Origin of the sequence: Breoghania sp. (assembly GCF_963674635.1) — a bacterium.
GTDB lineage: Bacteria > Pseudomonadota > Alphaproteobacteria > Rhizobiales > Stappiaceae > Breoghania.
On the sequence record NZ_OY771475.1, the window covers coordinates 3,354,348 to 3,378,695 of the forward strand.

22 protein-coding genes and 1 tRNA gene are annotated in these 24,348 nt (G+C 62.9%); 12 read left to right on the forward strand and 11 right to left on the reverse strand.

Translation table 11 applies throughout. From position 1 onward, the window contains the following. Positions 1–162: 162 nt before the first annotated feature. Positions 163–1,245 (reverse strand): zinc ABC transporter substrate-binding protein ZnuA, encoded by a 1,083-nt coding sequence (gene znuA, locus ABGM93_RS14660; protein ID WP_321500694.1) that lies wholly within the window; start codon positions 1,243–1,245, stop codon positions 163–165. Between the two features lie 188 nt (positions 1,246–1,433). Here znuA and ABGM93_RS14665 point away from each other — a divergent pair, with 188 nt between their 5' ends. From ABGM93_RS14665 to ABGM93_RS14690, 6 genes are all read left to right on the forward strand, one after another. After that, positions 1,434–2,291, forward strand: a complete 858-nt coding sequence (locus tag ABGM93_RS14665; protein WP_321505923.1) for a metal ABC transporter ATP-binding protein — start codon at positions 1,434–1,436, stop codon at positions 2,289–2,291. Further along, a complete protein-coding gene (znuB, locus tag ABGM93_RS14670; RefSeq protein WP_319774642.1) occupies positions 2,284–3,084 on the forward strand; it encodes a zinc ABC transporter permease subunit ZnuB in 801 nt (266 codons plus the stop codon). Before ABGM93_RS14665 ends, znuB begins: the two co-directional genes overlap by 8 nt. Positions 3,085–3,232: 148 nt before the next feature. Continuing rightward, complete coding sequence (locus ABGM93_RS14675) at positions 3,233–3,901, forward strand: rhomboid family intramembrane serine protease (RefSeq protein ID WP_321500699.1); 669 nt, start codon at positions 3,233–3,235, stop codon at positions 3,899–3,901. A 248-nt stretch (positions 3,902–4,149) separates the two neighbouring features. Continuing rightward, the gene (locus ABGM93_RS14680; protein ID WP_321500703.1) at positions 4,150–4,899 is read left to right on the forward strand and encodes an electron transfer flavoprotein subunit beta/FixA family protein; all 750 of its coding nucleotides are present in this window, start codon (positions 4,150–4,152) and stop codon (positions 4,897–4,899) included. Between the two features lie 24 nt (positions 4,900–4,923). Beyond that, entirely contained in the window at positions 4,924–5,856 is a 933-nt protein-coding gene (locus ABGM93_RS14685) for an electron transfer flavoprotein subunit alpha/FixB family protein (protein WP_319774639.1), read from the forward strand. 176 nt (positions 5,857–6,032) lie between these two features. Continuing rightward, positions 6,033–6,914, forward strand: a complete 882-nt coding sequence (locus ABGM93_RS14690) for a 3-hydroxybutyryl-CoA dehydrogenase (protein ID WP_321500708.1) — start codon at positions 6,033–6,035, stop codon at positions 6,912–6,914. Positions 6,915–7,004: 90 nt separating this feature from the next. On the opposite strand, the gene ABGM93_RS14695 is transcribed toward ABGM93_RS14690, so the two are convergent. From ABGM93_RS14695 to ABGM93_RS14710, 4 genes are all read right to left on the reverse strand, one after another. Beyond that, a complete protein-coding gene (locus ABGM93_RS14695) occupies positions 7,005–7,196 on the reverse strand; it encodes a Trm112 family protein (protein ID WP_319774637.1) in 192 nt (63 codons plus the stop codon). A gap of 90 nt (positions 7,197–7,286) precedes the next feature. Continuing rightward, positions 7,287–7,961, reverse strand: coding sequence for an LON peptidase substrate-binding domain-containing protein (locus ABGM93_RS14700; protein ID WP_321500712.1), 675 nt, complete (start codon positions 7,959–7,961; stop codon positions 7,287–7,289). Between the two features lie 90 nt (positions 7,962–8,051). Then, positions 8,052–8,993, reverse strand: coding sequence for a thioredoxin (gene trxA, locus ABGM93_RS14705; RefSeq protein WP_321500714.1), 942 nt, complete (start codon positions 8,991–8,993; stop codon positions 8,052–8,054). A 170-nt stretch (positions 8,994–9,163) separates the two neighbouring features. Beyond that, the gene (locus ABGM93_RS14710) at positions 9,164–9,691 is read right to left on the reverse strand and encodes a prolyl-tRNA synthetase associated domain-containing protein (protein ID WP_321500717.1); all 528 of its coding nucleotides are present in this window, start codon (positions 9,689–9,691) and stop codon (positions 9,164–9,166) included. Positions 9,692–10,023: 332 nt separating this feature from the next. On the opposite strand from ABGM93_RS14710, the gene ABGM93_RS14715 reads away from it, so the two are divergent. Next, positions 10,024–10,098, forward strand: a tRNA-Gly gene (locus ABGM93_RS14715). A gap of 303 nt (positions 10,099–10,401) precedes the next feature. On the opposite strand, the gene ABGM93_RS14720 is transcribed toward ABGM93_RS14715, so the two are convergent. Both ABGM93_RS14720 and ABGM93_RS14725 read right to left on the reverse strand, forming a co-directional pair. After that, positions 10,402–13,488 carry an efflux RND transporter permease subunit gene (locus ABGM93_RS14720; protein WP_321500720.1) on the reverse strand — a complete coding sequence of 1,029 codons (3,087 nt, stop codon included), beginning with the start codon at positions 13,486–13,488 and terminating at the stop codon, positions 10,402–10,404. Positions 13,489–13,490: 2 nt separating this feature from the next. Beyond that, positions 13,491–14,699, reverse strand: coding sequence for an efflux RND transporter periplasmic adaptor subunit (locus tag ABGM93_RS14725; protein ID WP_321500722.1), 1,209 nt, complete (start codon positions 14,697–14,699; stop codon positions 13,491–13,493). Positions 14,700–14,979: 280 nt separating this feature from the next. Between ABGM93_RS14725 and ABGM93_RS14730 the strand changes: the two genes are divergently transcribed. Beyond that, positions 14,980–15,645 (forward strand): TetR family transcriptional regulator, encoded by a 666-nt coding sequence (locus ABGM93_RS14730; protein WP_321500724.1) that lies wholly within the window; start codon positions 14,980–14,982, stop codon positions 15,643–15,645. Here the strand turns inward: ABGM93_RS14730 and ABGM93_RS14735 are convergent. Further along, positions 15,633–16,310, reverse strand: a complete 678-nt coding sequence (locus ABGM93_RS14735) for a YggS family pyridoxal phosphate-dependent enzyme (protein WP_321500726.1) — start codon at positions 16,308–16,310, stop codon at positions 15,633–15,635. The two genes, ABGM93_RS14730 and ABGM93_RS14735, sit on opposite strands and share 13 nt — an antisense overlap. Positions 16,311–16,496: 186 nt before the next feature. Here ABGM93_RS14735 and leuS point away from each other — a divergent pair, with 186 nt between their 5' ends. From leuS to holA, 3 genes are all read left to right on the forward strand, one after another. Continuing rightward, complete coding sequence (gene leuS, locus ABGM93_RS14740) at positions 16,497–19,109, forward strand: leucine--tRNA ligase (protein WP_321500728.1); 2,613 nt, start codon at positions 16,497–16,499, stop codon at positions 19,107–19,109. After that, a complete protein-coding gene (lptE, locus tag ABGM93_RS14745) occupies positions 19,096–19,623 on the forward strand; it encodes an LPS assembly lipoprotein LptE (protein ID WP_321500730.1) in 528 nt (175 codons plus the stop codon). The genes leuS and lptE overlap by 14 nt, the downstream gene beginning before the upstream one ends. 116 nt (positions 19,624–19,739) lie before the next feature. Continuing rightward, positions 19,740–20,780: a DNA polymerase III subunit delta gene (gene holA / locus ABGM93_RS14750; RefSeq protein WP_321500732.1), complete on the forward strand. Its 1,041-nt coding sequence runs from the start codon at positions 19,740–19,742 to the stop codon at positions 20,778–20,780. Positions 20,781–21,014: 234 nt separating this feature from the next. Here holA and ABGM93_RS14755 read toward each other — a convergent pair whose 3' ends face one another. The 3 genes from ABGM93_RS14755 to ABGM93_RS14765 form a co-directional block, all read right to left on the reverse strand. Continuing rightward, positions 21,015–22,586, reverse strand: coding sequence for a GMC family oxidoreductase (locus tag ABGM93_RS14755; protein WP_319774626.1), 1,572 nt, complete (start codon positions 22,584–22,586; stop codon positions 21,015–21,017). A gap of 57 nt (positions 22,587–22,643) precedes the next feature. Continuing rightward, a complete protein-coding gene (locus ABGM93_RS14760; protein WP_321500735.1) occupies positions 22,644–23,210 on the reverse strand; it encodes a gluconate 2-dehydrogenase subunit 3 family protein in 567 nt (188 codons plus the stop codon). A 64-nt stretch (positions 23,211–23,274) separates the two neighbouring features. Then, positions 23,275–23,670 carry a VOC family protein gene (locus tag ABGM93_RS14765; protein WP_319774624.1) on the reverse strand — a complete coding sequence of 132 codons (396 nt, stop codon included), beginning with the start codon at positions 23,668–23,670 and terminating at the stop codon, positions 23,275–23,277. Between the two features lie 321 nt (positions 23,671–23,991). Between ABGM93_RS14765 and ABGM93_RS14770 the strand changes: the two genes are divergently transcribed. Further along, entirely contained in the window at positions 23,992–24,294 is a 303-nt protein-coding gene (locus ABGM93_RS14770) for a ribbon-helix-helix domain-containing protein (protein WP_321500737.1), read from the forward strand. The last annotated feature ends 54 nt before the right edge of the window (positions 24,295–24,348 follow it).

Genomic DNA, 24,348 nt, shown 5'->3' on the forward strand with positions numbered 1-24,348 from the left:
ATGCTTCCTTCGCGCAAAACAGAGCGGCGGCCGCCGGACCATCGTCCGGCGCCGCCTTTTCTCGCCCAATATAGGGTGTCGACAGGCCCACGCGAAGGGGGCGGGCCCGTCGTTTTCACGAAAAGGCTTCACCAGCACCCACAAGAGAGAGTGTGGCAGTGCCTATTCCCCGGCAAGGCAGTTGTGCAGGGTGTCGGCCAGGGCCTGCATCATCGTTTCATAGGCGTCGGGGCCGGGCGCGATATCGGCCCCCAGCGGATCAAGCACACCTGCCCGCGCGGACGTGCCTTCCAGAAGCGTGTCGACGAGACGCGGACGGAATTGCGGTTCGGTGAAGACACAGACGGCGGATGTCTGCGCGATACGATCGCGGATCTCGCGGATGCGGGCCGCGCCCGGCTGCTGCTCGGGATTGACCGCGACGGCGCCGACCGCTTCCACCTCGAAGCGATGCTCGAAATAGTGATAGGCGTCATGGAAGACGATGAAGGGGCGTCCACGCACCGGGAGCAGTTCGGCCTCGATCTTTTCCTCAAGCGCGGCCAGCCGCCCGTTCAGCTTCGCGGCATTGGTCTCGTAGGTGGCGGCGTGGGCGGGATCGGCGGCGATCAGGGTCTTGGCGATGGCGTTGACCATGGCCCTTGCATTCGCCGGATCCAGCCACACATGGGGGTCTTCGCCATGGTGGCTGTGTTCGTGGGCGTGGGTCTCGTGTTCGTGGGCGTGGGTTTCGTGGTCGTGGGTCTCGTGGCCGTCATGGCCATCGTGGTCCGCCTCATGGGCATCCCCTTCATGGGCGTCGTGGCCGTGGTGATCATGGCCGTCCTCTTCCCACAAGGCGCCTTCCCGGAAACCGAGCGTGTGGACCCCGTCGACCTCGGCAAGATCGACGACCTTGGCCTTGGCGCTCAGCGTCTCCAGCGGATGATTGAGAAAGGTTTCGAGATTTTCGCCCACGCGGAACACGATTTGAGCTTTGTCGAGGGCGCGGGCATCTGACGGCTTGAGGGCATAGGCATGCGGAGAGGCCCCGCCATGCACCAGCAATGTCGGCGTTCCCAGATCCCCCATGACGCCGGCAACCAGCGAATGGATGGGCTGGATGGAGACGACGACATCCGGCGCCGCGCCGGGGACGTTGCTGTCCTTGTTCGTCTGGGCGTGGGCAATGGGAAACGTGGTGGCGGCAATGCCAAGAAGAAGGCCAGCCGCCATCGCGCGCAATCCAGCTTGCTGGAGAGGCATGAAGGTTACTCCGTCAGAATGTTACGTTATAACATTACATTTCATTTGACGGCGGGCCCGTCAAGGGGGCATTTGAGGGCATGTTCAAAGGCAGGGCACTCGCATTCATGCCGGTTGATGGATAGACAGGTATGCTCAACGCTGAAATATCGCCGCTTCTGGAAAACGGACAGGGCATGACGAGAACGATGGACCTTCCCCGCTCAAGCGCCCTGCAGGCGGCGGGCGCGCTTTTGATCAAGGCGACGAATATCGGTGTGCGGCGGTCCGGGCGGCAACTGATAGAACACGTCGATCTGTCGGTCTCGCGTGGCGAGATCGTCACGCTGATTGGCCCGAATGGAGGCGGCAAGACAACCCTCGTGAAGACGGTGCTCGGTCTGGAAGTCGCCGATGAGGGGACGCTGGAACGTGCGCCCGGGCTCCGGGTCGGCTATGTCCCTCAGAAATTCCATCTCGACTGGACGATGCCGCTGACGGTGGCCCGGCTGATGACGCTGACCATGCGCGCCTCGCGCGCGCAGGTGGCCGCGGCCCTTGCGGAAACCGGTGTCGCGCATCTGGTCAAGGCGCAGGTTCAGGCCCTGTCTGGCGGCGAAATGCAGCGGGTTCTTCTGGCGCGCGCGCTGTTGCGCGAGCCGCATCTTCTGGTCCTCGACGAGCCGGTCCAGGGCGTGGACTTCGCCGGTGAGATCGAGCTTTACGAATTGATCTCCACGATCCGGCGCAACCGCGGCTGTGGCGTGCTTCTGGTGTCCCACGATCTGCACGTGGTTATGCGCGAGGCGGACCGGGTGGTGTGTCTCAACCGCCATGTGTGCTGCTCCGGGGTGCCGCATCGGGTTGCCAACAGTCCCGAATACCGGACGCTTTTCGGCCCGCGCGCGGCGCAGGCCGTCTCCGTCTACCAGCATCATCACGATCACGATCATGCGCTCGACGGCTCGTGTCCGGGGGCAGACGGTCATGATCACGCCTGTTCGGGCGATCACCATTCCCACACTCACGGGGATGGCCCCAAGGCGCAGGAGCGTTCCGATGTTTGACGATTTCATTCTGCGCGCGTTTCTGGCCGGAATCGGCGTGGCGCTGGTGGCGGGGCCGCTGGGCTGTTTCATCGTCTGGCGGCGCATGGCCTATTTCGGTGACACGATGGCCCATGCGGGACTGTTGGGCATCGCGCTCGCCTTTCTGCTGGATGTGGATGCGACGCTGGCGGTGCTGGCCGTGTCGCTGGCGATCGCGCTGGTGCTTCTGGCCCTGCAGCGCCAGAAGGCTATTCCGGGCGATACGCTGCTCGGCATTCTCTCCCATTCCGCGCTTTCCATCGGTCTTGTCACCGTGGCCTTCATGTCCTGGCTGCGGATCGACCTGCTGGGCTATCTGTTCGGCGACATTCTGGCGGTGGGCAAGAGCGATCTGATTGTCATCTGGGCCGGCGGAGGGCTGGTGCTGGCGGCGCTGGCCGCCGTGTGGCGCCCGCTTCTGGCAGTGACCGTGGACGAGAACCTTGCGCGCGCGGAAGGCGTGCCGGTGCTGGCCTGCAAGCTGGTCTTGATGTTTCTCGTGGCGGCCGTCATCGCGATCGCGATGAAGATTGTCGGCATCCTGCTGATCACGTCGCTTCTGGTTATCCCGGCTGCTGCCGCGCGCCGCTTTTCTGCGACGCCGGAGAGCATGGCGATCATCGCCGCGCTTATCGGGGCCGCATCGGTTGTGGGTGGGCTTGGCCTGTCGCTGGAGGCCGACACGCCAACCGGGCCGTCGGTGGTGGTGGCCGCGCTGGTGTTGTTCCTTGTCAGCCTGATCCCCTTCGGCGGGGTGCGTCGGGTCGGATAAACCACGGGGACGGGAAAGCGTCGCCGCCGACATTGTGGCGTGATACGTTCGCTCCTCGCCAAGCCGGATCATCCGGGCGCCGGGTGTCAGAGCCGGGTGCCGGGTATCGGGGCGAGGGGGATCGGTCGCCGGAGCACGTCGCCACTTCATGTTCATTCCACTTTATGATCACAACCCGCGCGCCCATATCCGGCGCCAATACGTCACCTGGGCGCTGATCGCGCTCAATGTCGCGGTCTTTTGGGTGGTTGAGGCGGGCGGCGCGGCGCGCGCCGTCAACGCGGCGGCTGTCGCTCACGGCGCGGTGCCGATCCTGTTCACCGCTCCAACGGCTGAGACCTACGCCTCGCTCGTCACCTATGCCTTCCTTCATGGAGATTTCTGGCATCTGGCGGGCAACATGTTGTTCCTGTGGATCTTTGGCGACAATGTCGAGGATTCGCTGGGGCACCTGCGCTACCTCATCTTCTATCTGCTGTGTGCTGCAGCCGGTGCCTTGGTCCATGTCCTCATGCTGCCGCAGTCGAACGTGCCGGTGATCGGGGCTTCCGGTGCGGTGGCCGGCATCGTCGCCGCCTATCTGATGCTGCATCCCCATGCCCGGATCTGGGTCCTGCTTGGCCGGATCCCGCTGCGGGTGCCCGCCTACTGGTTTCTCGGCGCGTGGGTCGTGTTCCAGATCTATATGGTCTTGCAGCCTGTTGGGGAAACGGTTGCCTGGTGGAGCCATATTGGCGGTATGGCCGCGGGCGCCATGCTGGTCCTCGTCATGAGGCGGCCAGGGGTGCGGCTCTTTGCGCGGCGACCATCACCTTGAAGGCAATAGGTTTATCGCATGACTGACCCGGTTTCCCCATAGGCATATACGGGTTTTTTGCAGTTTGCTGCAGCGCGAACGTTGACACATATTCAAGGCCCCAGTACCGTCCCCGCCCGAACTTCTGCGGGGGGCAGAACCCCGCATTTGCAGGCCAAATCCGGCCAATCTACCGACAGCCGGTTGCATAATTCCGGCGCGCTCCCGGCGCCCCTTGCGGCGGCGGCCAATGCGGAGGTCCACAACCCATGAAAGTGCTCGTGCCCGTCAAGCGGGTGATCGACTACAACGTCAAGGTCCGCGTGAAGCCGGATGGTTCCGGTGTTGATCTGGCGAACGTCAAGATGTCGATGAACCCCTTCGACGAAATTGCCGTCGAGGAAGCGATTCGTCTGAAGGAGGCCGGCAAGGTTTCCGAGATCGTGATTGCTTCCATCGGCCCGCAGCAGGCGCAGGAAACGATCCGCACGGGTCTCGCCATGGGCGGCGACCGTGGCATCCTGGTGAAGGTCGATGAGGCGGTGGAGCCGCTGGCCGTTGCCAAGATCCTGAAGGCGATCGTTGACGAGGAGAAGCCGGAGCTGGTCATTCTCGGCAAGCAGGCCATTGATGACGACAGCAACCAGACCGGTCAGATGCTGGCCGCGCTTCTGGGCTGGGCACAGGGCGCTTTCGCTTCGAAAGTGGAACTGGGCGACGGGTCTCTCCAGGTGACCCGCGAAATCGACGGCGGCCTGCAGACGGTGAAGCTCAGCCTTCCGGCGATCGTCACCGCCGATCTGCGCCTCAACGAGCCGCGCTACGCTTCGCTTCCCAACATCATGAAGGCGAAGAAGAAGCCGATCGAGGAAAAGGCCGCGGGCGACTATGGCGTCGATATCACGCCGCGCCTGACGGTCGTGGCCACGAACGAGCCGCCTGCGCGTCAGGCCGGCGTCAAGGTGGCGGATGTCGCGGAGCTTGTCTCCAAGCTCAAGAACGAAGCCGGCGTGCTTTGATCGGGACCATTGAGGAGTAGGACCATGACCACGCTTCTTGTGGCCGAACACAATAATGCAAGCCTTTCCGACCAGACCGCCAAGGCCCTGACCGCGGCGAAGGCTCTGGGCGGTGACGTTCATATCCTGGTGGCCGGCAAGGGCTGCAAGCCGGCGGCGGAAGAAGCCGCCAAGCTCGACGGCGCTGCGAAAGTGCTCGTTGCCGAGGCGGACGCGTTGGAGCATCAGCTGGCCGAGCCGATGTCCGCGCTTATCGTCTCCATGGCCGAGGGCTACGACGCCATCGTCACCGCGGCGACCACCTCGGGCAAGAACTACATGCCCCGCGTGGCCGCGCTGCTCGATGTCATGCAGCTTTCGGAAGTGATCGAGGTTGACTCCGCCGACACCTTCAAGCGTCCGATCTATGCCGGCAACGCCATCCAGACGGTGAAGTCGGCAGACGCCAAGAAGGTCCTGACCGTGCGTACCGCGTCCTTCGCGGCGGCGGGTGAGGGCGGCTCGGCGGCGATCGAGGATGTGGCGGTCCCCGCCGATCCGGCGCTGTCCAGCTTCGTGGGCGAAGAGCTTTCCAAGTCGGATCGTCCGGAACTGACCGGTGCGAAGATCATCATCTCCGGCGGGCGCGCGCTGGGCTCCAAGGAGAAGTTCGAGGAGTTGATCGTGCCGCTGGCCGACAAGCTCGGCGCCGCTGTCGGTGCCTCGCGCGCGGCGGTGGATGCGGGCTATGCGCCCAATGACTGGCAGGTCGGTCAGACCGGCAAGGTCGTTGCCCCGGATCTCTACATCGCCTGCGGTATTTCCGGTGCCATCCAGCATCTGGCCGGCATGAAGGACTCCAAGGTGATCGTCGCGATCAACAAGGACGAGGAAGCTCCGATCTTCCAGGTCGCGGATTATGGCCTTGTTGCCGATCTCTTTGACGTCATTCCGCAGCTTGAGGCGGAACTGGGCTGAGACTGCGTGGCAACACGCAGTCGCCCTGGCGGCTAAATACGGAAACTGGCCGGCGTGACGCTTGCTCTCGCCGGCCATGCCTGCAAGAAATAATGCATGAGCGGGATGGAGGTTTCCGTCCCGGCAAACACTATTCCCAAGGGGCGGAAATACGCCCTGGAGAGACCGGGTAAATCATGGCTGTCGAGATCAAGAAGGTAGGCGTTATCGGCGCGGGCCAGATGGGCACCGGGATCGCGAATGTGTGCGCGGTCGCCGGATACGAGGTCTATGTGCACGACGTCTCTGCCGAGCGCCTGAATGCGTCGCTTGAGGACGTGGCCGCCAACCTCGACAGGCAGGTTTCCAAGGGGCAGCTCACGCAGGACCTGCGCGATGCCGCCGTCGCCCGGCTACACACGGCACCGGCGCTGGAAGACCTGTCCGACTGCGACATGGTCATCGAGGCCGCATCCGAAAACGAGCAGATCAAGCGCAAGATCTATTCCCAGCTCTGCCCCTCCCTGAAGCCGGAAGCGATCCTGGCGACGAACACCTCCTCGATCTCGATTACCCGTCTGGCGTCCTCCACGGATCGTCCGGAGCGGTTCATCGGCGTTCACTTCATGAATCCGGTGCCGAAAATGGAACTGGTGGAGCTGGTGCGCGGCATCGCCACCGAGGACGAAACCTTCGAGACTTCCAAGATTCTCGTTGATCGAATCGGCAAGACCATTGCGGTTGCCGAGGATTTTCCCGCCTTCATGGTCAATCGCATCCTGCTGCCGATGATCAACGAGGCGATCTACACGCTCTATGAGGGTGTCGGTTCGGTGGAGGCCATCGACACGGCCATGCGGCTGGGCGCCAACCATCCGATGGGGCCGCTGCAGCTTGCCGATTTCATCGGTCTGGATACCTGCCTGTCGATCATGCAGGTGCTCTATGAGGGGCTGGCCGACAGCAAGTATCGTCCGTGCCCGCTGCTGGTGAAATATGTCGAAGCAGGCTGGCTCGGTCGCAAGACCCAGCGCGGCTTCTATGACTATCGCGGCGAGACGCCGATCCCGACCCGCTGAGGATCCCGTTTCCGCCTCCAGACATGCAAAAGCCCGGTCGTGAAGCCGGGCTTTTCTTTTGTCCGCGCCGTCTCAGACAAGGCTTGTGGCTCAGTCTTCCAGCTGGCGTGCCTCGTCGGGCAGCATGATCGGGATGCCGTCGCGGATGGGATAGGCAAGGCGGGCGGCGCGGGAAATCAGTTCCTGCCGGTCCTTGTCGTATTCCAGGGTTGTCTTGGTTACCGGGCAGACCAGAATCTCCAAGAGTTTCCTGTCGATGGTGTGCGCTTGCGCCTCGCTCATGCGTCGTCCCCTTCCTGTCGTTCCGTTTGTTCTTAACGCCTGCACATGTCCCTGTCGCGCCTCATCTCGGCTCGCGCCGCCGTCAGGGCTCTATTGCAGCGTTGATCCGGGATCGCCGCTTCGGGCCAATTCCATCTCGGTGATGGCGATCAGCGTCTCCGCCCGCGCCTTCAGGTCGGGGGCTTCCAGAAGCGCCTGTTTTTCCGCAGGCCCATAGGGGCTCATCATGGAGAGCGCGTTGACCAGGATCTCCGTGGAGGCCTTGCGCACGCTCTCCCAGTCGGTCTCCAGATTGTTCGCTTCCAGATAGGCCTTCAGCGTGTTCAACAGCGCAGCCCTGTCCACGCTCGTGCCGTCGTTCTCGCTCAGGTCACAGGCGAAATCGCCAAAGGAGACACGGGCCTGACGGAAGGAGGTGCGTCGATCGATCTCCTCCAGGAGACGGAAGCGCGCAACCCCGGTCAGGGTCAGGTGATAGCGCCCGTCGCCCGATTCCACGAAGCCTGTGATGCGGCCCGCGCAGCCGACCTTGCACAGATCCGGATTGCCGCTGAGTTCGTCTTCCGTTGCCGTGAAGACCGGCTGAATCATGCCGATCAGGCGATCATGCGCCAGTGCCCAGTCGACCATCGCGATATAGCGCGGCTCGAAAATCTGCAGCGGCAGCTCGCCGCGCGGAAGCAGCAAGGCGCCCGGCAGGGGGAAAACCGGAATCATCTCCGGAAGGTCGGCCGGACTGTCGTATCGCTTGTTACCTGCAAACATGATGTCGCCGATCTGTCCTTGTTTCTCGCGTCCCTCGTCGTTCAGCCTCTGTCGCGCGCATCCCTTGGGCCGGGTCGCCGCATTCGTGTCTCAAGAAAACAGTACTGCGGAAAGCTTCCGGCGTCCGTAGGCGGAGGCGGGATCCTTGAAGCCCCAAGCTTCAAAAAACTGAAGAAGCTGCTTGCGCGCGGCCTCGTCGTTCCACGACCGGTCACTGCGCACGATCTCGATCAGGGCATCCACCGCCTCGTTCTTGCGACCTTTGGCGCCAAGCGCCACGGCGAGATCGAAACGGGCCTGGACGTTGCCGGGATCGGCCGCCACGGCGGCTTCCAGCTCTGAAAGATCTCCGGTTTCTTCCGCCTGCGCGGCAAGCTCAAGCGCCGCCCTGGCTGCGGCAATGGCCGGGTCGTCCGCCTTTTCCGCGGGTACGCTCTCCAGGATCTGGCGGGCTCGGTCGAGGTCTCCGGCCTTGATCTGGCACTGGACGATCCCCGCGATCGCGGCCGCGTTTTCAGGCTCACGGCCCAAAACGCCGGCAAAGAACTGCGCCGCATTGGCGATATCGTCCGCGGCCAGCATGGCCTGCGCCTGTTCCAGCATCAGTTCGGCCTCAGAGGGGCCGACGGGTCCGGCGAGCTTTTCGACGAATTTCTGGATCTGGCTTTCCGGCAGCGCGCCGGAGAAGGCGTCAACCGGGCGACCACCGACAAAGGCGACCACGGTGGGGACGGACTGAATACCCATCTGGCCCGGAATTTCCGGGTTCTCGTCGATGTTGAGCTTGACCATCTTCACCGCGCCGCGGGCGTTGGTCACAACCTTTTCGAGCGCCGGGCCCAGCTGCTTGCACGGGCCGCACCACGGGGCCCAGAAATCCACGAGCACGGGAACCTGCTGGGAGGCCTCGATGACATCTGCCATGAAGGTCTGCGTGGTCGTGTCCTTGATCACGTCGCTGGCGCCATTGGCCGCCGCGCCGCCAAAACTCGCTCCGCCCGTATCGCCGAACGTGAAGGTCGGTTCGCTCATGTCGTCTCAATCCCCGGTTTTCGCCGTATCGAATGTGTCTGGTGCCGGTTGGAAACAGCGGTGGCGGCGCATGCACGCAAGGGCCGCCGCGTCCGTGTCCTGTCTTCGCCCTAAGATGGGGTAACGTGACAGGAATTACAAACGATCCGCGCAGCCTTTTACCGGTGCCTTCACGCCGTCTCTTCGCCCGCCGCCCGCTCTTCTTCGCTCACCGGCAGGACCTGCGGCTCGTGTCCGCAGGCGCGCACGAAGGCCAGAAGGTCGTCGCGCGAGATGGAGGTCGTCGCGTCGTTGGAAAGCGGATGATAGTTCAGCGTCTCAAACGCCATCATCGCCGCATCGAGAACCGGCGTTACCCGGTGTTCGGTGTCGTTGATGAGGGCAAAGGGCGTGACGGAGCCCGGCTTGACACCCAGGACCTCCTCCAGAAGCTCCGCATTGCCAAAGGAAACGCGCCCCTGTGCGCCGATCACCTTGTGCAGCTGCTTGAGGTCGATCGTCGCGTGCGCCAGCGCCACCACGAGGAAAAGTCGCCCCTTCTTGTCCTTCACGAAAAGATTTTTCGTGTGCCCACCTTCCAGTTCGCGGTCGAGCTTGGAGCTTTCGGAAACCGTGAAGACGGGCTCATGATCCATGGTCGAGGTCTCGATGCCCAGCTCCTTGAGCCGGGTCATCAGGTCTTCGCGGGTGGCGGGCATCACATTATCCTCGGATTCGGGCGCATCCGGCGCGCCTGTCGCGGTCGCATCCTGTTGGCAAGGTTTCTAGCGCGCGGGCGCGGAAGCAGACAAGGCCCGCAAGCCGCATGGCGCGCCTGCCCTGACAAGAAGCGACGGAAATCGGGCTTTTGCACGGGCCCGGTCCGGCCGGGGTGTTCGCAAGCGCGCCGGGATCCGCTGGATTCAATCGCTTGTTTTCAACAGCAATCCACATCTGCGATTTTCGATAAAATAGTCTGTTGCATTCGCCGATTTCTTGGTCCATATAGTGCCCCACCCCGCCGGCCACACCAGCCGGCAGCCAAATGGATGCGGGCGTAGCTCAGGGGTAGAGCACAACCTTGCCAAGGTTGGGGTCGTGAGTTCGAATCTCATCGCCCGCTCCAATTTTTCTCCAGAAATTCAATCGCTTCGCGGCGTTCGCCATGGACCGGAAACGGGCCGTGGATTTCCGCGTTTTCGTCCGTGAGGGTGGCTGGCGGGCGTTTTTTCAGGCCTCTATTTCGGGCGCGCGCTTCCGGCTTGCACCAAGCTACACCGGGCCCTCGGTGGCGCTCGGCCAGGGTGATCCGCATCTCCCGGGGACCGGGCTGGATACAAAAATCCCCGGCCTGCCAGAGGCGGACCGGGGATGTGTCTCGTGCGGGTTAACGGCGCGGGGCGGAGCCCGCGCCATTTGAGCCTGTCAGTCAGGCGTGTTGCGGGCTTGCCGGTTGGCCCGGCGCCGCATCGTTGTCCTCTTCGTCTTCATGCGCCCGGTCGGCATGACCCAGATACATATAGAACATCGGCACCACGAAGAGCGTGAAGATCGTACCGATCGACATGCCGGTCATGATGACGAGGCCGATGGAATAGCGCGCAGCTGCGCCAGCACCTTCGGAGAACACCAGAGGAGCCACGCCCAGCACCATGGCGCCCGTCGTCATCAGGATGGGCCTGAGGCGCTCGCGCGCGGCTTCGATGATGGCTTCCAGCTTCGTCAGACCATGCTTCTCGCGCTGATCATTGGCGAAGGCGACCATCAGGATGCCGTGCTTGGTGATCAGGCCGATCAGCGTGATCATGCCCACCTGGGTGTAGATGTTCAGCGTTCCGAGCCCGAGATTGAGCGGCACGATGGCGCCGAAGATCGAAAGCGGCACCGACATCATGATGATGAACGGATCGCGGAAGCTCTCGAACTGGGCCGCCAGCACGAGATAGATCACGATCACGGCCATCAGGAAGGCGATGATGATGGTGTTGCCCTGTTGCACCTCAAGGCGCGACTGGCCGGCATAATCGAGGAAGAAGCCGTCCTGAAGCGCGTTCGTGGCAATGGTCTGCAGCTCTTTCAGGCCTTCGCCGGAGGTCACGGTGGGCAGCGGCAGGGCGGAGATGGTGGCGGAGTTCAACTGGTTGAACTGTTCCACCGCGGCCGCCGAGGCCTGGGTGGAAATGTCGATCACCGCCGACAGCGGGACCATTTCGCCACTGGCCGAGCGCACATAGAACTTGCCCAGGTTTTCCGGGTTCAGCCGGTAGTCGTCCAGCACCTGCGGCACGATCTTGTAGGCGCGTCCCTCACGGTCGAACTTGGAGACCTGCGCGTTGGACACGAGCAGGTTCAGCGTCTGACCGATGGTGGAGATCGGCACGCCGAGGGCAGCGGCTCGGTTGCGGTCGATGGTCACGCGGGCGAGCGGATTCTCGAAGGACATGGAGTTCTGGACGATGATGAACTTGCCCGATCCCATGGCCTCGTTCTTGATCGATTCCGCGACCTCGTAGACCTGTTCGGGGCTGCCGGTTGTCTGCAGCACGATCTGGATGGGCAGGCCGCCACCCGACCCGGGCAGCGATGGCGGCGCGAAGACAAAGGCCTGCACACCCGCGGATTTTTCGATCCGCGGCTGGATCATCGCCTTGATCTCGTCCTGGCTCTGTTCGCGTTCATCCCACGGCTTCAGCGCCCAGATGGCGAAGGCGCTGTTGACCCCGTCGGCACCGACGAACTGGAAGCGGGCTTCCACGCCGGGGACATCGTCGGTCATCTCGTAGAACTGCTTCGTGTAGAGTTCGGTGTAGTTGGCGGTCGCGTAATGCGGCGCCGAGACAATGGCGAACAGACCGCCCTGATCTTCATCAGGGGCCAGCTCGCTCGTCGTCTTCACGAACAGGAAGCCGGTCGTTCCCATCAGGATGAACACGATCAGCAGGATCAGCGGCTTCATGCGCATCGCGCCCTGCAGGCGGCGTCCATACCAGTTGGCCAGACCGGTGAACGTGCGGTCGACCAGATCCTGGAACCGGCTGCCATGCGCCGACAGAAGGCGGGCGGACATCATCGGCGACAGGGTCACCGCGACGAAACCGGAGATGATCACCGAGCCTGCGAGGGCGAAGGCGAACTCGCGGAAGAGCGCGCCGGTCACGCCCTGCACGAAGCCGAGCGGGGCGTAGACGGCGGCCAGCGTGATCGTCATGGCGATGACGGGACCGAAGATCTCCTGCATGCCGATAATCGCCGCCTTCATGGGTTTGAGGCCCTCTTCGAGGTGGCGGTGAATGTTCTCCACGACGACGATGGCGTCATCGACCACAAGGCCGATGGCCAGCACCATGGCGAGCAATGTCAAGGTGTTGAGCGAATAGCCGACCATCCAGAGCAGGAAGCACACGCCGACAAGCGACAGGGGGATCGTCACGATCGGAATGAGGATGGCGCGGAACGAGCCAAGGAAGAGAAGGATCACCAGAACGACGATGATCACCGCCTCGCCGATGGTCTTGAACACCTCCTCGATGGAGGCGGAGATGAACTTGGTGGAATCGTAGACCACCGTCATCGACATGCCTTCGGGCAGGTTGCGCTCAAGCCGGGGAAGAGCCGCGCGGACCGCCGTGGCGGTGTCCAGCGGGTTGGCCGAAGGGGTCGGCATGATGCCGATGAAAATGCCCTGCTGGTTGTTGAACGACACGCGCACGTCGGTCGACTCCGACCCCAGTTTCAGTGTCGCCACATCGCGCAGGCGCACGACCTCGGCATCGTTGGACCGGATCGGCAATTCACCGAAAGCTTCCGGTGTCTGAAGCGTCGTCTTCGTTTCAACGGTGAAGGCGACGTATTCGTTTTCCGTCTTGCCCGGAGAGGACAGGAAATTGGCGTTCTGGATCGCCTGAAGCACTTCCGCCGCCGTGACGCCGCGCGCAGCGAGACGGACCGGGTCGATCCAGACGCGCATGGCGAAGGTCTGGTTGCCGAGCACCTGCGCGTCCGCCACGCCTTCCACGGTCGCCATCTGGGGCTGGATCACGCGGGTCACATATTCGGTGATTTCCTGCGGCGACATGCGCTCCGACAGCACCGACAGGTACATCAGGGCGAAGGTCTGGCCCGTGCCCTTCTGGATCACCGGGTCTTCGGCTTCGGTGGGCAACTCGCTGCGCACCTGCTGAACCTTGGTCACGACTTCCGTCAACGACGCATCGGGATCCGCGTTCAGGCGCATGTGCACCGACACGGTGGATGCGCCGAGCACGCTGTTGGAGCTGACATAATCTACGCCTTCAGCCGAGGCGACCGCCTTGGCGATGGGGGTGGTGATGAAGCCCTGGATTAGCTCGGAATTGGCGCCCGGATAGGCGGTGGTGACCGTGATCACCGTCTCGTCGATCTTCGGATATTGCCGGATCGACATGGAGAAGATGCCTTGCGCACCGATGAGCAGGATCAGCAGGGAGACGACGGTCGAAAGGACCGGTCGACGGATGAAAAGCTCGGAGAAATTCAAGGCTATTCTCCCTGCTTCTTGGGGCCGGCCATCTGCTCGTCGAACGGCTTGCCGGGATCGATCGTGTTGTCGATGCGAACGGGGCTGCCGATGGAGAGCTTGTTCTGGCCGGCATTGACGACGATCTCGCCGATCTCAAGCCCACCGGTGATTTCCACCTTGCCGCCGAAGCGGCGACCGGTTTTCACGAAAACCTGGCGCGCCACGATCTTGGGGCCGTCCGCCTCGGTTCCCTCGCGCGCCGCCTTGGTGGCCTTTTCCAGAAGCTCCGGCGAAAGCGGGCCGGAATTCTCCTTGTCCTCGCGCACCACGTAGACATAGGTGCCATAGAGGCTTTCCACGACGGCGGTCTGGGGCAGGGCGATGATATCGGTTTCCTGCGGCAGCTCGATGCGGACAAAGGCGAACTGGCCGGGACGCAGGCCGTTCTCTTCATTGCTGACTTCCGCCTGCACCTTCACGAGACGCGAGGAAGGGTCGATCTTGGGATCGATGCCGATGATCACGCCGCTGTAGTCGAGCTTGTCCTCGCTCAGACCCACGCGCACGGGCTGGCCGATGGAAAGCTGACCGAGCTGCTGCTCCGGCACCGTGAAGTCCACCTTCATCCGCTCAAGATCCTGAAGCGTGGCCACGACCGTGCCGGGGGTGACATACTGGCCGGGATCGACGCGGGCGATGCCGATCGTGCCGGAGAAGGGGGCGTAGGTCTTCTTCTGGTCGATCAGGGCCTTGACCTTTTCCAGCTGCGAGCGGGACGCATCAAGGGCGGCCTTGGCATTGTCGAGGGTCGAGGTGGAGTTGAAGCCGCGATCGGTCAGGGTGGAGGCGCGCGAGAGGGCCTGCGTGTCGCGGGTCACATTGGCCTGTGCGGCAAGCAGGTCCGCCTGTTCGAGCGCATCGTCCAGCTGAACCAGCAGGGCATCGGCCTTGATCGGGTCGTTGGCCTTGAAACGGACTTCCTTGACGATGCCTGAGGATCGGACCGCCACGTTGACGCCCTGGCGGGCCAGAACCGTGCCGATGGTCTCGATGCCGGGCAGCCAGTCCTGTGTGGCGACGCTCATCGTGGAAACGGTCACTGTCGGGCGACCTCGATTGGCGAAAAACTCGCCGATCATTTTGTCCCGAAACATGTTGAACCAGATCAGCCCACCCGCGATGACCGCGACCAGGACGAGAAAGACAATGGAAATAGTAAGCCGTTTCATGCGCCCGCAACCCGGCGGCCGGTGACCGCCTGCAAGAGATGGAAAGCACAAAGCAACCTCCACGCGCCTTTCCCTTGGGAGCGCGTCTCGGTCGCCTTGCAGAGAGGTGTGCGACCTGGGGGGGTCGCTGGAATTGGCTTGCCATCTTTACCGACCGGACGGTAAAGTCAAGGTAACGATGTCGGGAAATCTCCTGGTCCGGCGCAAAAAATCACGAGGCGAGGAAGCCGTGTCGCAAGGGCAACAGCCACACCCACTCGAATTGCTCGCCATATCAGGCGTGACTGGCACAAAATCGAAGTCACCCAAGGCGGAGCCGCGAAACGCGCGCCCGACCTCAGCCAGCAAGCCCGCAGGTCAGAATTCGCGGCGGGCCAATTCGCGTGAGCGGATCATCGATGCCGCGCTCGATCTGTGTTGCATTCAAGGTGTCCGCCATCTCTCCCTTGACGCGGTCGCCGAGCGAGCCGGGCTTTCCAAGGGTGGGCTGCTTTACAATTTCAATTCGAAATCGGCTCTGCTTCAGGCCATGGTCACCCGCCACATGGATCTGCTGGAAACGGCCAAGGCACGCGCGCTCGCAAGCATCGCCAATGACGGCAAGCCGAATGTCCGGATTCGGGCCTATCTGCTGGCCATCAAGGGGCTGATTTCGAGCGAGCATAATGCGCCCGCCGGTTTTCTGGCGGCGATCGCAGAGGAGCCGGAGCTTCTCGATCCCGCGCGCGAACACCATGAGCGTTTCGTGCGCGAGATCCGCGCCGAGAGCGAGAACCCCGATCTTGCCATCTATGCCTTTGCCGCGGTCGAAGGCTTGCGAAGCTTGCGGCTGTTCGGCATGAGCCCCTTCTGCGAGAAGGAAATGGCACGTCAGCTGGATGGTCTGATCAACCTGCTCGGCGCGCCGGAGGGGGCGGCCTCTTCAGGCACCGGTCAGGCCGGGTAGTCACGCTTGCCAAAGATCGCGCTGCCGACGCGCACGTAAGTCGCGCCCTGAGCGACCGCCATTTCGAAATCGCCCGACATGCCCATGGACAGGCCCTCAAGCCCGTTGCGCGCGGCAATTTTCGCCAGAAGCGCGAAATGCGGCGAGGGGGCCTCATCGACCGGCGGGATGCACATCAGGCCGCAGATCTTCAGGCCAAGTTCGTCCCGGCAGTGGGCGATAAAGGCATCCGCCTCGTCGGGGCTGACGCCTGCCTTCTGGGGCTCATTGCCGGTGTTGATCTGGATGAACAGCTTCAGATCGCGGCCCTGCGCCTCCATTTCCGCCTTCACGGTGCGCGCAATCTTGTCGCGGTCGATGGTGTGGATCGCGTCGAACAGCGCAACCGCCTCGCGGGTCTTGTTGGACTGGAGCGGACCGATCAGATGCAGTTCGATCTCCGGGCAGGCTTCTTTCAGGGCAGGCCACTTGCCCTGTGCCTCCTGAACACGGTTTTCGCCGAAAATCCGCTGGCCGGCGGCAATCACCGGCTCGATGTCGGGGGCATCGAAGGTTTTCGAGACGGCGATCAGCGTGACGGCGCCCGTCGCGCGGCCGGTTTCGCGCTCGACGGTGGCGATTTGGTCGCGGATGTGGTCAAGGCGCGCCGCTGGGGTTTCCGCCATCACTCGAACTCCCTTGAAGATATTTCCGTTTTCACATGCACCGACGGACAAAAAAATGCTACCCCGCATGCGGCGCGTTCTCGCATTCAGACACCGCTTTTGGTTGACCACGGGGCCGATTTCTGGTGACTGTCGCGCCGACGAGACTTAACTGAACCCCCGCGGAAAAAGAAGACGGCGATATCAATGGCGAGCGAGCGATACAACGCGCGCGAGGCGGAAGCCCGGTGGCAGAAGATCTGGGACGAAAAGGCGGTCTTTGAGACCGACAATGACGACCCGCGTCCGAAATACTATGTGCTCGAAATGTTCCCCTATCCTTCGGGGCGCATTCACATGGGCCATGTGCGCAATTACGCGATGGGCGACGTGGTCGCGCGCTACAAGCGTGCCAAGGGCTTCAACGTTCTCCATCCGATGGGCTGGGACGCCTTCGGCATGCCGGCGGAAAACGCCGCGATGCAGAACAAGGTCCACCCCAAGGGCTGGACCTATGACAACATCGCCACCATGCGCGCGCAGCTCAAGTCCATGGGCCTGTCTCTGGACTGGTCGCGCGAGTTCGCCACCTGCGACGTGGATTATTACGCCCAGCAGCAGCATCTCTTCCTTGATTTCCTGAAGGCCGGGCTCGCCTATCGCCGCAAGTCCAAGGTCAACTGGGATCCGGTCGACATGACCGTGCTCGCCAATGAGCAGGTGATCGATGGGCGCGGCTGGCGGTCCGGTGCGGTTGTCGAGCAGCGCGAGCTGACCCAGTGGTTCTTCAAGATCACCGAATTCGCGCCCGATCTGCTCGATGCGCTGGAAACGCTCGACCAGTGGCCGGAAAAGGTCCGGCTGATGCAGAAGAACTGGATCGGCAAGTCGGAAGGCCTGCGGGTGCGCTTCGAATTCACCGAGCCCGCGCCCACCGGCGATGCGACGCTTGAAATCTTCACCACGCGGCCCGACACGCTGTTCGGTGCAAGCTTCCTGGGGTTGTCGGCGGATCACCCGATCACAGCGAAGCTGGCCGAAGACAATCCCCAGATCGCGGCGTTCGTGGAAGAGTGCCACCGCATCGGCACCAGTGCGGCTGCCATCGAGACGGCTGAGAAAAAGGGCATCGATACCGGGCTCAAGGTCCGTCATCCCTTCGATCCGGAGCGTCTGCTGCCGGTCTATGTCGCGAACTTCATCCTGATGGACTATGGCACCGGCGCGATTTTCGCCTGTCCGGGCCATGACCAGCGCGACCTCGACTTTGCCAACAAGTACGGCCTTCCGGTTATCCCGGTGGTTCTGCCTGCGGGTGAGGACGCGGCGACTTTCCGCGTCATGGAAGAAGCCTATACCGGCGACGGCACGATCTTTAATTCCGACTTCCTCGATGGCATGGAAATCGAGGCGGCCAAGAACGAGATCGCCAGCCGTCTGGAAGCGCGCATGATCGACGGTGCGCCGCAAGGCGAACGTCAGATCAACTACCGCCTGCGCGACTGGGGCATCTCCCGCCAGCGCTACTGGGGCTGCCCGATCCCGATCATCCATTGCGATGATTGCGGCGTGGTTCCGGTGCCGGTGGAAGACCTCCCGGTTCAGTTGCCCGAGGACGTCGCCTTCGACAAGCCGGGCAATCCGCTCGATCGTCATCCGACCTGGAAGAATGTCGACTGTCCGTGCTGCGGCAAGCCTGCCCGGCGCGAGACGGACACGATGGACACCTTTGTCGACAGCTCGTGGTATTTCGCCCGCTTCACCGCGCCGCGCGCCTCCACGCCGACGGTCCAGGCGGCCGCCGATGGCTGGCTGCCGGTCGATCAGTATATCGGCGGCATCGAGCATGCGATCCTGCACCTTCTCTATTCGCGCTTCTTCTCCCGCGCCATGAAGGTGACGGGCCACATGAATGTGGAAGAGCCGTTCAAGGGCATGTTCACGCAAGGCATGGTCACGCACGAGACTTACCGGGCGGCGGACGGCTCCTGGCTCAATCCGGCGGAAATCAGCCTCGAAGGCGAAGGCGGCGACCGCCGCGCGGTTCGCCTTTCCGATGGCGCGCCGGTCACCATCGGCTCCATCGAGAAGATGTCGAAGTCGAAGAAGAACACCGTCGATCCGACCGACATTCTGGGCGCCTATGGCGCGGATACCGCGCGCTGGTTCATGCTGTCGGACAGCCCCCCGGAACGGGATGTGATCTGGACGGAAGAGGGGGTGCAGGGAGCACACCGCTTCGTGCAGCGCGTCTGGCGGCTGATCGGCGACATCGCCGAGCGTCTGCCCGCCGATATTGCGAAGCCTGCGACATTCGGCGAGGCGGCAACCGCTCTTCGTCGCGCCACCCACAAGACGCTGGCCGGTGTCGAGCATGATATTGAAAGCCTCGCCTTCAATCGCGCTGTCGCCAAGCTCTACGAACTGGTCAACACCCTGGCCAAGGCCGCGGGTGAAAAGGCGCCGGGCGAGGATCTCGTCTGGGCTATCCGCGAATCGGCAACCAGTCTCGTTCAGATGATGGCGCCCATGACGCCGCATCTGGCGGAGGAATGCTGGACCGTTCTGGGCGGTGAGGGACTGCTGTCGCAGGCGGACTGGCCTGAGGTGGATCCTGCTCTTCTGGTGGAAGATTCCGTCGTGCTGCCCGTTCAGGTGAACGGCAAGAAGCGGGCGGAGTTGACCATTGCCCGTGATGCGTCGCAATCTGATGTCGAGGCGGCGGCGCTGGCGCTTGAGGCCGTGCAGCGGTCTCTCGAAGGCCGGGCGCCGCGCAAGGTCATTGTCGTCCCACAGAGGATCGTGAATGTCGTCGTCTGATCTCACCGGTCGCCTCCGCGTCCTTGCCGTTGTCTGTGTGTTCGCCGTGCTGGCGGGCTGCAACGTCCGCCCGCTTTATGGCTCCCTGGGACCGGCAGCCCCGGCGCAGGAGGAGCTTGCGGCCATCGAGATTGCGCCGTCGGAAAGCCGGAGCGAACAGGTGCTGCGCAATGCGCTCATCTTTGCGTTCCAGCGGGGTGGGGAAACTGCGCCGGTGCGGTACCGGTTGAAGTTCATCACCAACATGACCCAGTCGTCGGTTGCGGTGGAAGAGCTTTCCGACGTGCCCGCCGCCTATCTGGTTCAGATGACGACCAGCTTCTCGCTCTCCGACATCGAGACCGGGCGTACGCTCCTGACCGGCTCCAGCTTCGCCAATGCCTCCTACGATTTCTCCAACCAGCGTTTTGCCAACCAGCGCGCTGCGAGGGAGGCGGAAGATCGGGCGGCCAAGGTGATCGCCGAAGACATCCAGGTCCGTATCGCGGCCTATTTCGCCGATAGCCGCAGCTGACATCGGATCCGACCGCCGCTTCGTTGTGAGGCGGCGGCGGATTGCTCATCCGGGCGCGGCGTCTCGCGCGCGGCGCGTTTTCCGGCCCTTCCTATCGATGCCGTCTGGACAAACCCATGGTCGCGCTGAAGCCTGCCGAGATCGACCGTTTCATTGCCAACCCGCCGGCCACGATCGCGGTGGTGCTGGTCTATGGTCCCGATGCGGGGTTGGTGAACGAGCGGGCGAAGGCGATTGTCGAGGTCGCCGCCAAGGGCAATGATGACCCCTTCAGCCGGGTCAAGCTCGATGCCTCCGACATTGTGTCGGATCCCCAACGCCTCGTGGATGAATATCTGACGGTTCCGCTTTTCGGCGGGAAGCGCATCATCTGGGTGCGCGATGCGGGCGGAAAGAACCTCTCCAACGCGGTCGAGCCCGTCTTGAAGGCGGAAGATGGCGATGCGCTGGTCGTCATCGAGGGCGGGGATCTCAAGAAGGGCGTTGGTCTGCGCAAGCTTGTCGAAGGTGCGCGCAACGCGGCCGCGATACCTTGCTATGCGGATGCAACGCGCGATCTTGAACGGCTGATCGACGAGGAGACCCGCGCGGCCAATCTGACGATCACGCGCGAGGCGCGTGCCGCCCTTCATGCCTTGCTCGGTGCTGATCGTCTGGCCTCGCGCGGCGAGATCGCCAAGCTCTGCCTCTATGCGCTGGGAAAGGGCCGGGTGGAGGCGGATGACGTGGAAGCGGTGGTTGGTGATGCCTCTGCCTTCGCGCTCGATGCCCTGATCGATGCGGCGGCAGGCGGCGATCTGGCTACGCTCGATCATGGTCTCGATCGGCTCGATGCCTCGGGCCTTGACGCGTCGGTGATCGCGGGATCGGCGCTTCGCCGGTTCCAGTGGCTTGAGGCGGCTCGGGCGGAGATGGAAGCGGGCGTCTCGCCCGACGATATCGTGAAGAGGGCGCGCCCTGCGGTTTACTTCAAACGCCAGCCGCTTGTCGCACAGCACATCCGGATTTGGAGCCTGCCGCGTGTTGCCCGTGCGCTTGAAATTCTGAACGAGACGGCTTTCAAATCCCGCACCATGCCGCATCTGGCGCGCGCGCTCGTTTCCGACACGCTGCTGACGCTTGCCCGCGTGGCGCGCAGTTCAGGTGGCCGGCGCTAAGGCGATTTATCGTTTCAGTCAGGCGGTTTGCGCTGTGCGTGGCCGATCCTTCGAGACGACGCTGCGCGTCTCCTCAGGATGACGTTGTGTATGTGGTTGGCATCCCGAAAAGCTATCAACACGATAACGTCATCCTGAGGAGGCCCATCAGGGCCGTCTCGAAGGATCGGCCACGCACTCCGGCACGCGCCTTAGATGCCGGTCGGATCGCACCGATCCGACCGGCTTCAAACCCTACAGCGTGCCCGACGCCATTTCGCCCGCGATGAACTCCGCCTGGCGGATGGCCAGCGAGACGATGGTGAGCGTCGGGTTTTCCGAGGCTCCCGTCGTGAACTGGCTGCCGTCGGAGACAAAGAGATTGGCGATGTCGTGGCTCTGGCCGTGCTTGTTGACCACGCCGTCGCGCGCCTTTTCGCTCATTCGGTTTGTGCCGAGATTATGTGTCGATGGGTATGGCGGCGTGGGGAAGACCCGCGTTGCGCCCACGGCGTCGTAAAGTGCGGAACCTTGTGCATAGGCGTGGTTGCGCATGGCGATGTCGTTGGCATGGTCGGAGAAATTGACGTTCGCAACCGGCATGCCGAAGGCGTCCTTTTCTGTTGCGTGCAGGGTGACGCCATTGCTTTCCTGCGGCATGTCCTCGCCCACCAGCCACATGCCGGCCATGTTCTCATAGGCATCAAGCGCGGATGTGAAGGACCGGCCCCAGCCACCCGGATTCAGGAAGGCGGCCATGAAGGGCAGGCCCAGCGACAGGGTTTCCATCTCGTAGCCGCCGACAAAGCCGCGCGAGGGATCAAGCCGGGCCTCATCCTGGATGATCCCGGCCATGGTCGTGCCGCGATACATGTGGACCGGCTTGTCGAAGACCGCATAGACCGACCCCGTCATGTGGCGCATGTAGTTGCGCCCGACCTGGCCCGATGAATTGGCGAGCCCGTCGGGGAACATGTTGGAGGCGGAGTTCAAAAGCATGCGCGGGCTTTCGATGGAGTTGCCTGCAACCGCCACGATGCGTGCCTTCTGGCGCTGCTCGACGCCGTTCTTGTCGGCATAGACGACACCGGTCACCTTGCCGGACTTGTCATGCTCGATGCGCAGCACTTGCGAATTGGGGCGGACCTCCATGTGCCCGGTCGCCTCGCCCTTGGGGATTTCGGTATAGAGCGTCGACCACTTCGCGCCCCACTTGCAGCCCTGAAAGCAGAAGCCCGTCTGCTGGCAGGAATTGCGCCCGTCGCGCATCTGCGAATTGATCGCCATGCGGCCCGTGTGGCACTCGGTGTAGCCGAGCTTGTCGGCCCCGGCCTTCATGATCTTGAAGTTGTTGTTGCCGGGAAGACCGGGGATGCCATTGGTTCGCGTCACGCCCATCTTGTCTTCGGCGCGGGCGTAATAGGGCTCCATCTCAGCCAGCGTGATCGGCCAGTCTAGCAGGTTTGCGCCTTCCAGCGCGCCGTAATGGGTCAGCGCCTTGAATTCGTGCTCCTGAAATCGCAGCGATGCGCCCGCCCAGTGGGTGGTGGAGCCACCCACGGCCTTGACGATCCATGCCGGCAGGTTCGGGAAATCCTTCGCAACCCGCCAGTCGCCCGAGGTCATGCGCTTGTCGGTCCAGGCAAGCTGCGAAAAGCTGGCCCATTCGTCATTGATGAACTCGTCATATTCGTGCCGGGCTCCGGCTTCCAGAATGACGACGTCGATGCCCTTCTGGGCGAGTTCGTTGCCGAGCGTCCCGCCGCCGGCACCCGAACCGATGATGACGACAACGCTGTCGTCGTTCAGCTCATAGGGAGCAGCCATGGTGTTTCCTCCAGTATCGCGTTTGTTCTTTTGGGCGTTCGGGCCTTTGGGCCGCGCCTAGAGCCAGTCGATGTCGTCGAAGCCGCGGTCGATGTAACCGCCCTTGGAGTAGGACTCGCCTTCGTATCCAAAGAGCGGCCAGATCTCCTTCTGGTTGTAGAGCGAGACGACAAGACCTCCGCGTATGGTCTGGAAGAAGGGGCTGTCTTCGATCTGGTTCAGGACAGCGACGCGCTGTTCCTCCCAGCCGAGGTTGCGATAGCCGGTGCCCCCGGCGCGCTGATCGAGATCGCCGATGCCGCTTTCGATGAGGTCACGATAGCTCTCATCGGAAGCCGCTTTCTCGTCATGGCCTTTCACGGCGATGGCGTAGAAGCGGTCGGCAACGTTGTCGTGGGGGTAGATATCCCGGGCCATCTGAATCAGCGTGGCCATGGTTTCGGGCTTGAGCGAGGTGGTCTCTAACCCCCAGGCCTGGCTGGGGCAGATCACAGCGCGACCGGAGACCAGCAAGAGCGCGCCAAGGCCGGTTGCGGCCGTGCCGCGCAGCAGCGTACGGCGGGTGAGACCCGCACATGCATCATCTTTCGGGCGCGTGCGCCCTTTCGCGTCGATGGATGACATTGTCTTTCCTCCCATTTCCAAAAACCGGCGCCGCCGCGTTCTCCCAAACGCGACGGCGACGGGCTTAGCGGTATCGACCGTGCTTCTGCAGCACCTCGATCTTGTAGCCGTCCGGGTCTTCAACGAAGAAGAAGCGGGCCATCAGCGATCCGTCGCGATGGAATTCCTTGATATCACGCGGCGCGAGGCCGAGCTCTGCGAAGCGGGCATGTTCGCCATCGAGATCCTCGACGCAAAAGGCGACGTGGCCATAGCCGTCACCCAGATCGTAGGGGGCGCTGCGCCCCTTATTGACCGTCAGTTCGACCTCGAAGTCGGCCTCGGCATTGCGCAGATAGACAAGCGTGAAGTCGTCGAAATCGTAGCGGTCGGCCACGTCCAGGCCGAAGGCCTTTGAATAGAAGTCGATGGAGCGGGTCTCTTCGAGAACGCGGATCATCATGTGAATGGCTTTTGCCACGGATAGCCTCCGTTTGTTGTCCTGATGCCGACGGTGAGACGGCGTTTGAGAATGAGTATGGGGGCGCTGTCGGGAAAGTGGTGGCAGTTGACTACCACGCCAAAAACTTGCGACGGGGTTGGCCATGGAGAAGTTGTTAGAGCGAAGCTATTCGGCGAAGTTGTCAGCGCGAGGCAGGCAGGGCAAGGCCCGAGGCGGGCAGGGCAAGGCGCGAGGGGGTGATAGAGCTTCTCCAAAAGCACGGTTGCGCCCCGGCCTGTGAGCGCGAATACTAGCGGATCCGCGGCTCGGGAACCCGCGGCAAAGGGGAGAAAACGCAAAATGTGCAGGGTATTTGCAGGGCAGGACCCGGCCGGGTATCGGCAGATCAACCGCTCGGTCCGCATTGCCGGCCATTCCACCAGCATTCAGCTTGAGGCGACCTTCTGGGACTTGCTTGACGAAATCGCCGCGGGCCAGGGGCTCACCACGCCGAAATTTCTCTCCCAGCTCTATGACGAAGCGATCGAGATCAACGGCACGATCCCGAATTTCGCCTCCATGCTGCGCACCACCTGCGCACTCTACCTGAAGGGCGCGAGCCCCGAGCGGGAAGAGCTGGAAGCCCTGAAGAAGATCGCCTGACGCGGCAGGCAACATCTCGGTAAGCATTTCATTCAGCCGCATCTCTCGATGCTC

What these genes read in the sequence shown, in the direction of transcription:
- znuA (WP_321500694.1), bottom strand. Translation starts at nt 1,245, where the DNA reads ATGCCTCTCCAGCAAGCTGGATTGCGCGCGATGGCGGCTGGCCTTCTT.
- ABGM93_RS14665 (WP_321505923.1), top strand. Translation starts at nt 1,434, where the DNA reads ATGGACCTTCCCCGCTCAAGCGCCCTGCAGGCGGCGGGCGCGCTTTTG.
- znuB (WP_319774642.1), top strand. Translation starts at nt 2,284, where the DNA reads ATGTTTGACGATTTCATTCTGCGCGCGTTTCTGGCCGGAATCGGCGTG.
- ABGM93_RS14675 (WP_321500699.1), top strand. Translation starts at nt 3,233, where the DNA reads ATGTTCATTCCACTTTATGATCACAACCCGCGCGCCCATATCCGGCGC.
- ABGM93_RS14680 (WP_321500703.1), top strand. Translation starts at nt 4,150, where the DNA reads ATGAAAGTGCTCGTGCCCGTCAAGCGGGTGATCGACTACAACGTCAAG.
- ABGM93_RS14685 (WP_319774639.1), top strand. Translation starts at nt 4,924, where the DNA reads ATGACCACGCTTCTTGTGGCCGAACACAATAATGCAAGCCTTTCCGAC.
- ABGM93_RS14690 (WP_321500708.1), top strand. Translation starts at nt 6,033, where the DNA reads ATGGCTGTCGAGATCAAGAAGGTAGGCGTTATCGGCGCGGGCCAGATG.
- ABGM93_RS14695 (WP_319774637.1), bottom strand. Translation starts at nt 7,196, where the DNA reads ATGAGCGAGGCGCAAGCGCACACCATCGACAGGAAACTCTTGGAGATT.
- ABGM93_RS14700 (WP_321500712.1), bottom strand. Translation starts at nt 7,961, where the DNA reads ATGTTTGCAGGTAACAAGCGATACGACAGTCCGGCCGACCTTCCGGAG.
- trxA (WP_321500714.1), bottom strand. Translation starts at nt 8,993, where the DNA reads ATGAGCGAACCGACCTTCACGTTCGGCGATACGGGCGGAGCGAGTTTT.
- ABGM93_RS14710 (WP_321500717.1), bottom strand. Translation starts at nt 9,691, where the DNA reads ATGCCCGCCACCCGCGAAGACCTGATGACCCGGCTCAAGGAGCTGGGC.
- ABGM93_RS14725 (WP_321500722.1), bottom strand. Translation starts at nt 14,699, where the DNA reads ATGAAACGGCTTACTATTTCCATTGTCTTTCTCGTCCTGGTCGCGGTC.
- ABGM93_RS14735 (WP_321500726.1), bottom strand. Translation starts at nt 16,310, where the DNA reads ATGGCGGAAACCCCAGCGGCGCGCCTTGACCACATCCGCGACCAAATC.
- leuS (WP_321500728.1), top strand. Translation starts at nt 16,497, where the DNA reads ATGGCGAGCGAGCGATACAACGCGCGCGAGGCGGAAGCCCGGTGGCAG.
- lptE (WP_321500730.1), top strand. Translation starts at nt 19,096, where the DNA reads ATGTCGTCGTCTGATCTCACCGGTCGCCTCCGCGTCCTTGCCGTTGTC.
- holA (WP_321500732.1), top strand. Translation starts at nt 19,740, where the DNA reads ATGGTCGCGCTGAAGCCTGCCGAGATCGACCGTTTCATTGCCAACCCG.
- ABGM93_RS14755 (WP_319774626.1), bottom strand. Translation starts at nt 22,586, where the DNA reads ATGGCTGCTCCCTATGAGCTGAACGACGACAGCGTTGTCGTCATCATC.
- ABGM93_RS14760 (WP_321500735.1), bottom strand. Translation starts at nt 23,210, where the DNA reads ATGTCATCCATCGACGCGAAAGGGCGCACGCGCCCGAAAGATGATGCA.
- ABGM93_RS14770 (WP_321500737.1), top strand. Translation starts at nt 23,992, where the DNA reads ATGTGCAGGGTATTTGCAGGGCAGGACCCGGCCGGGTATCGGCAGATC.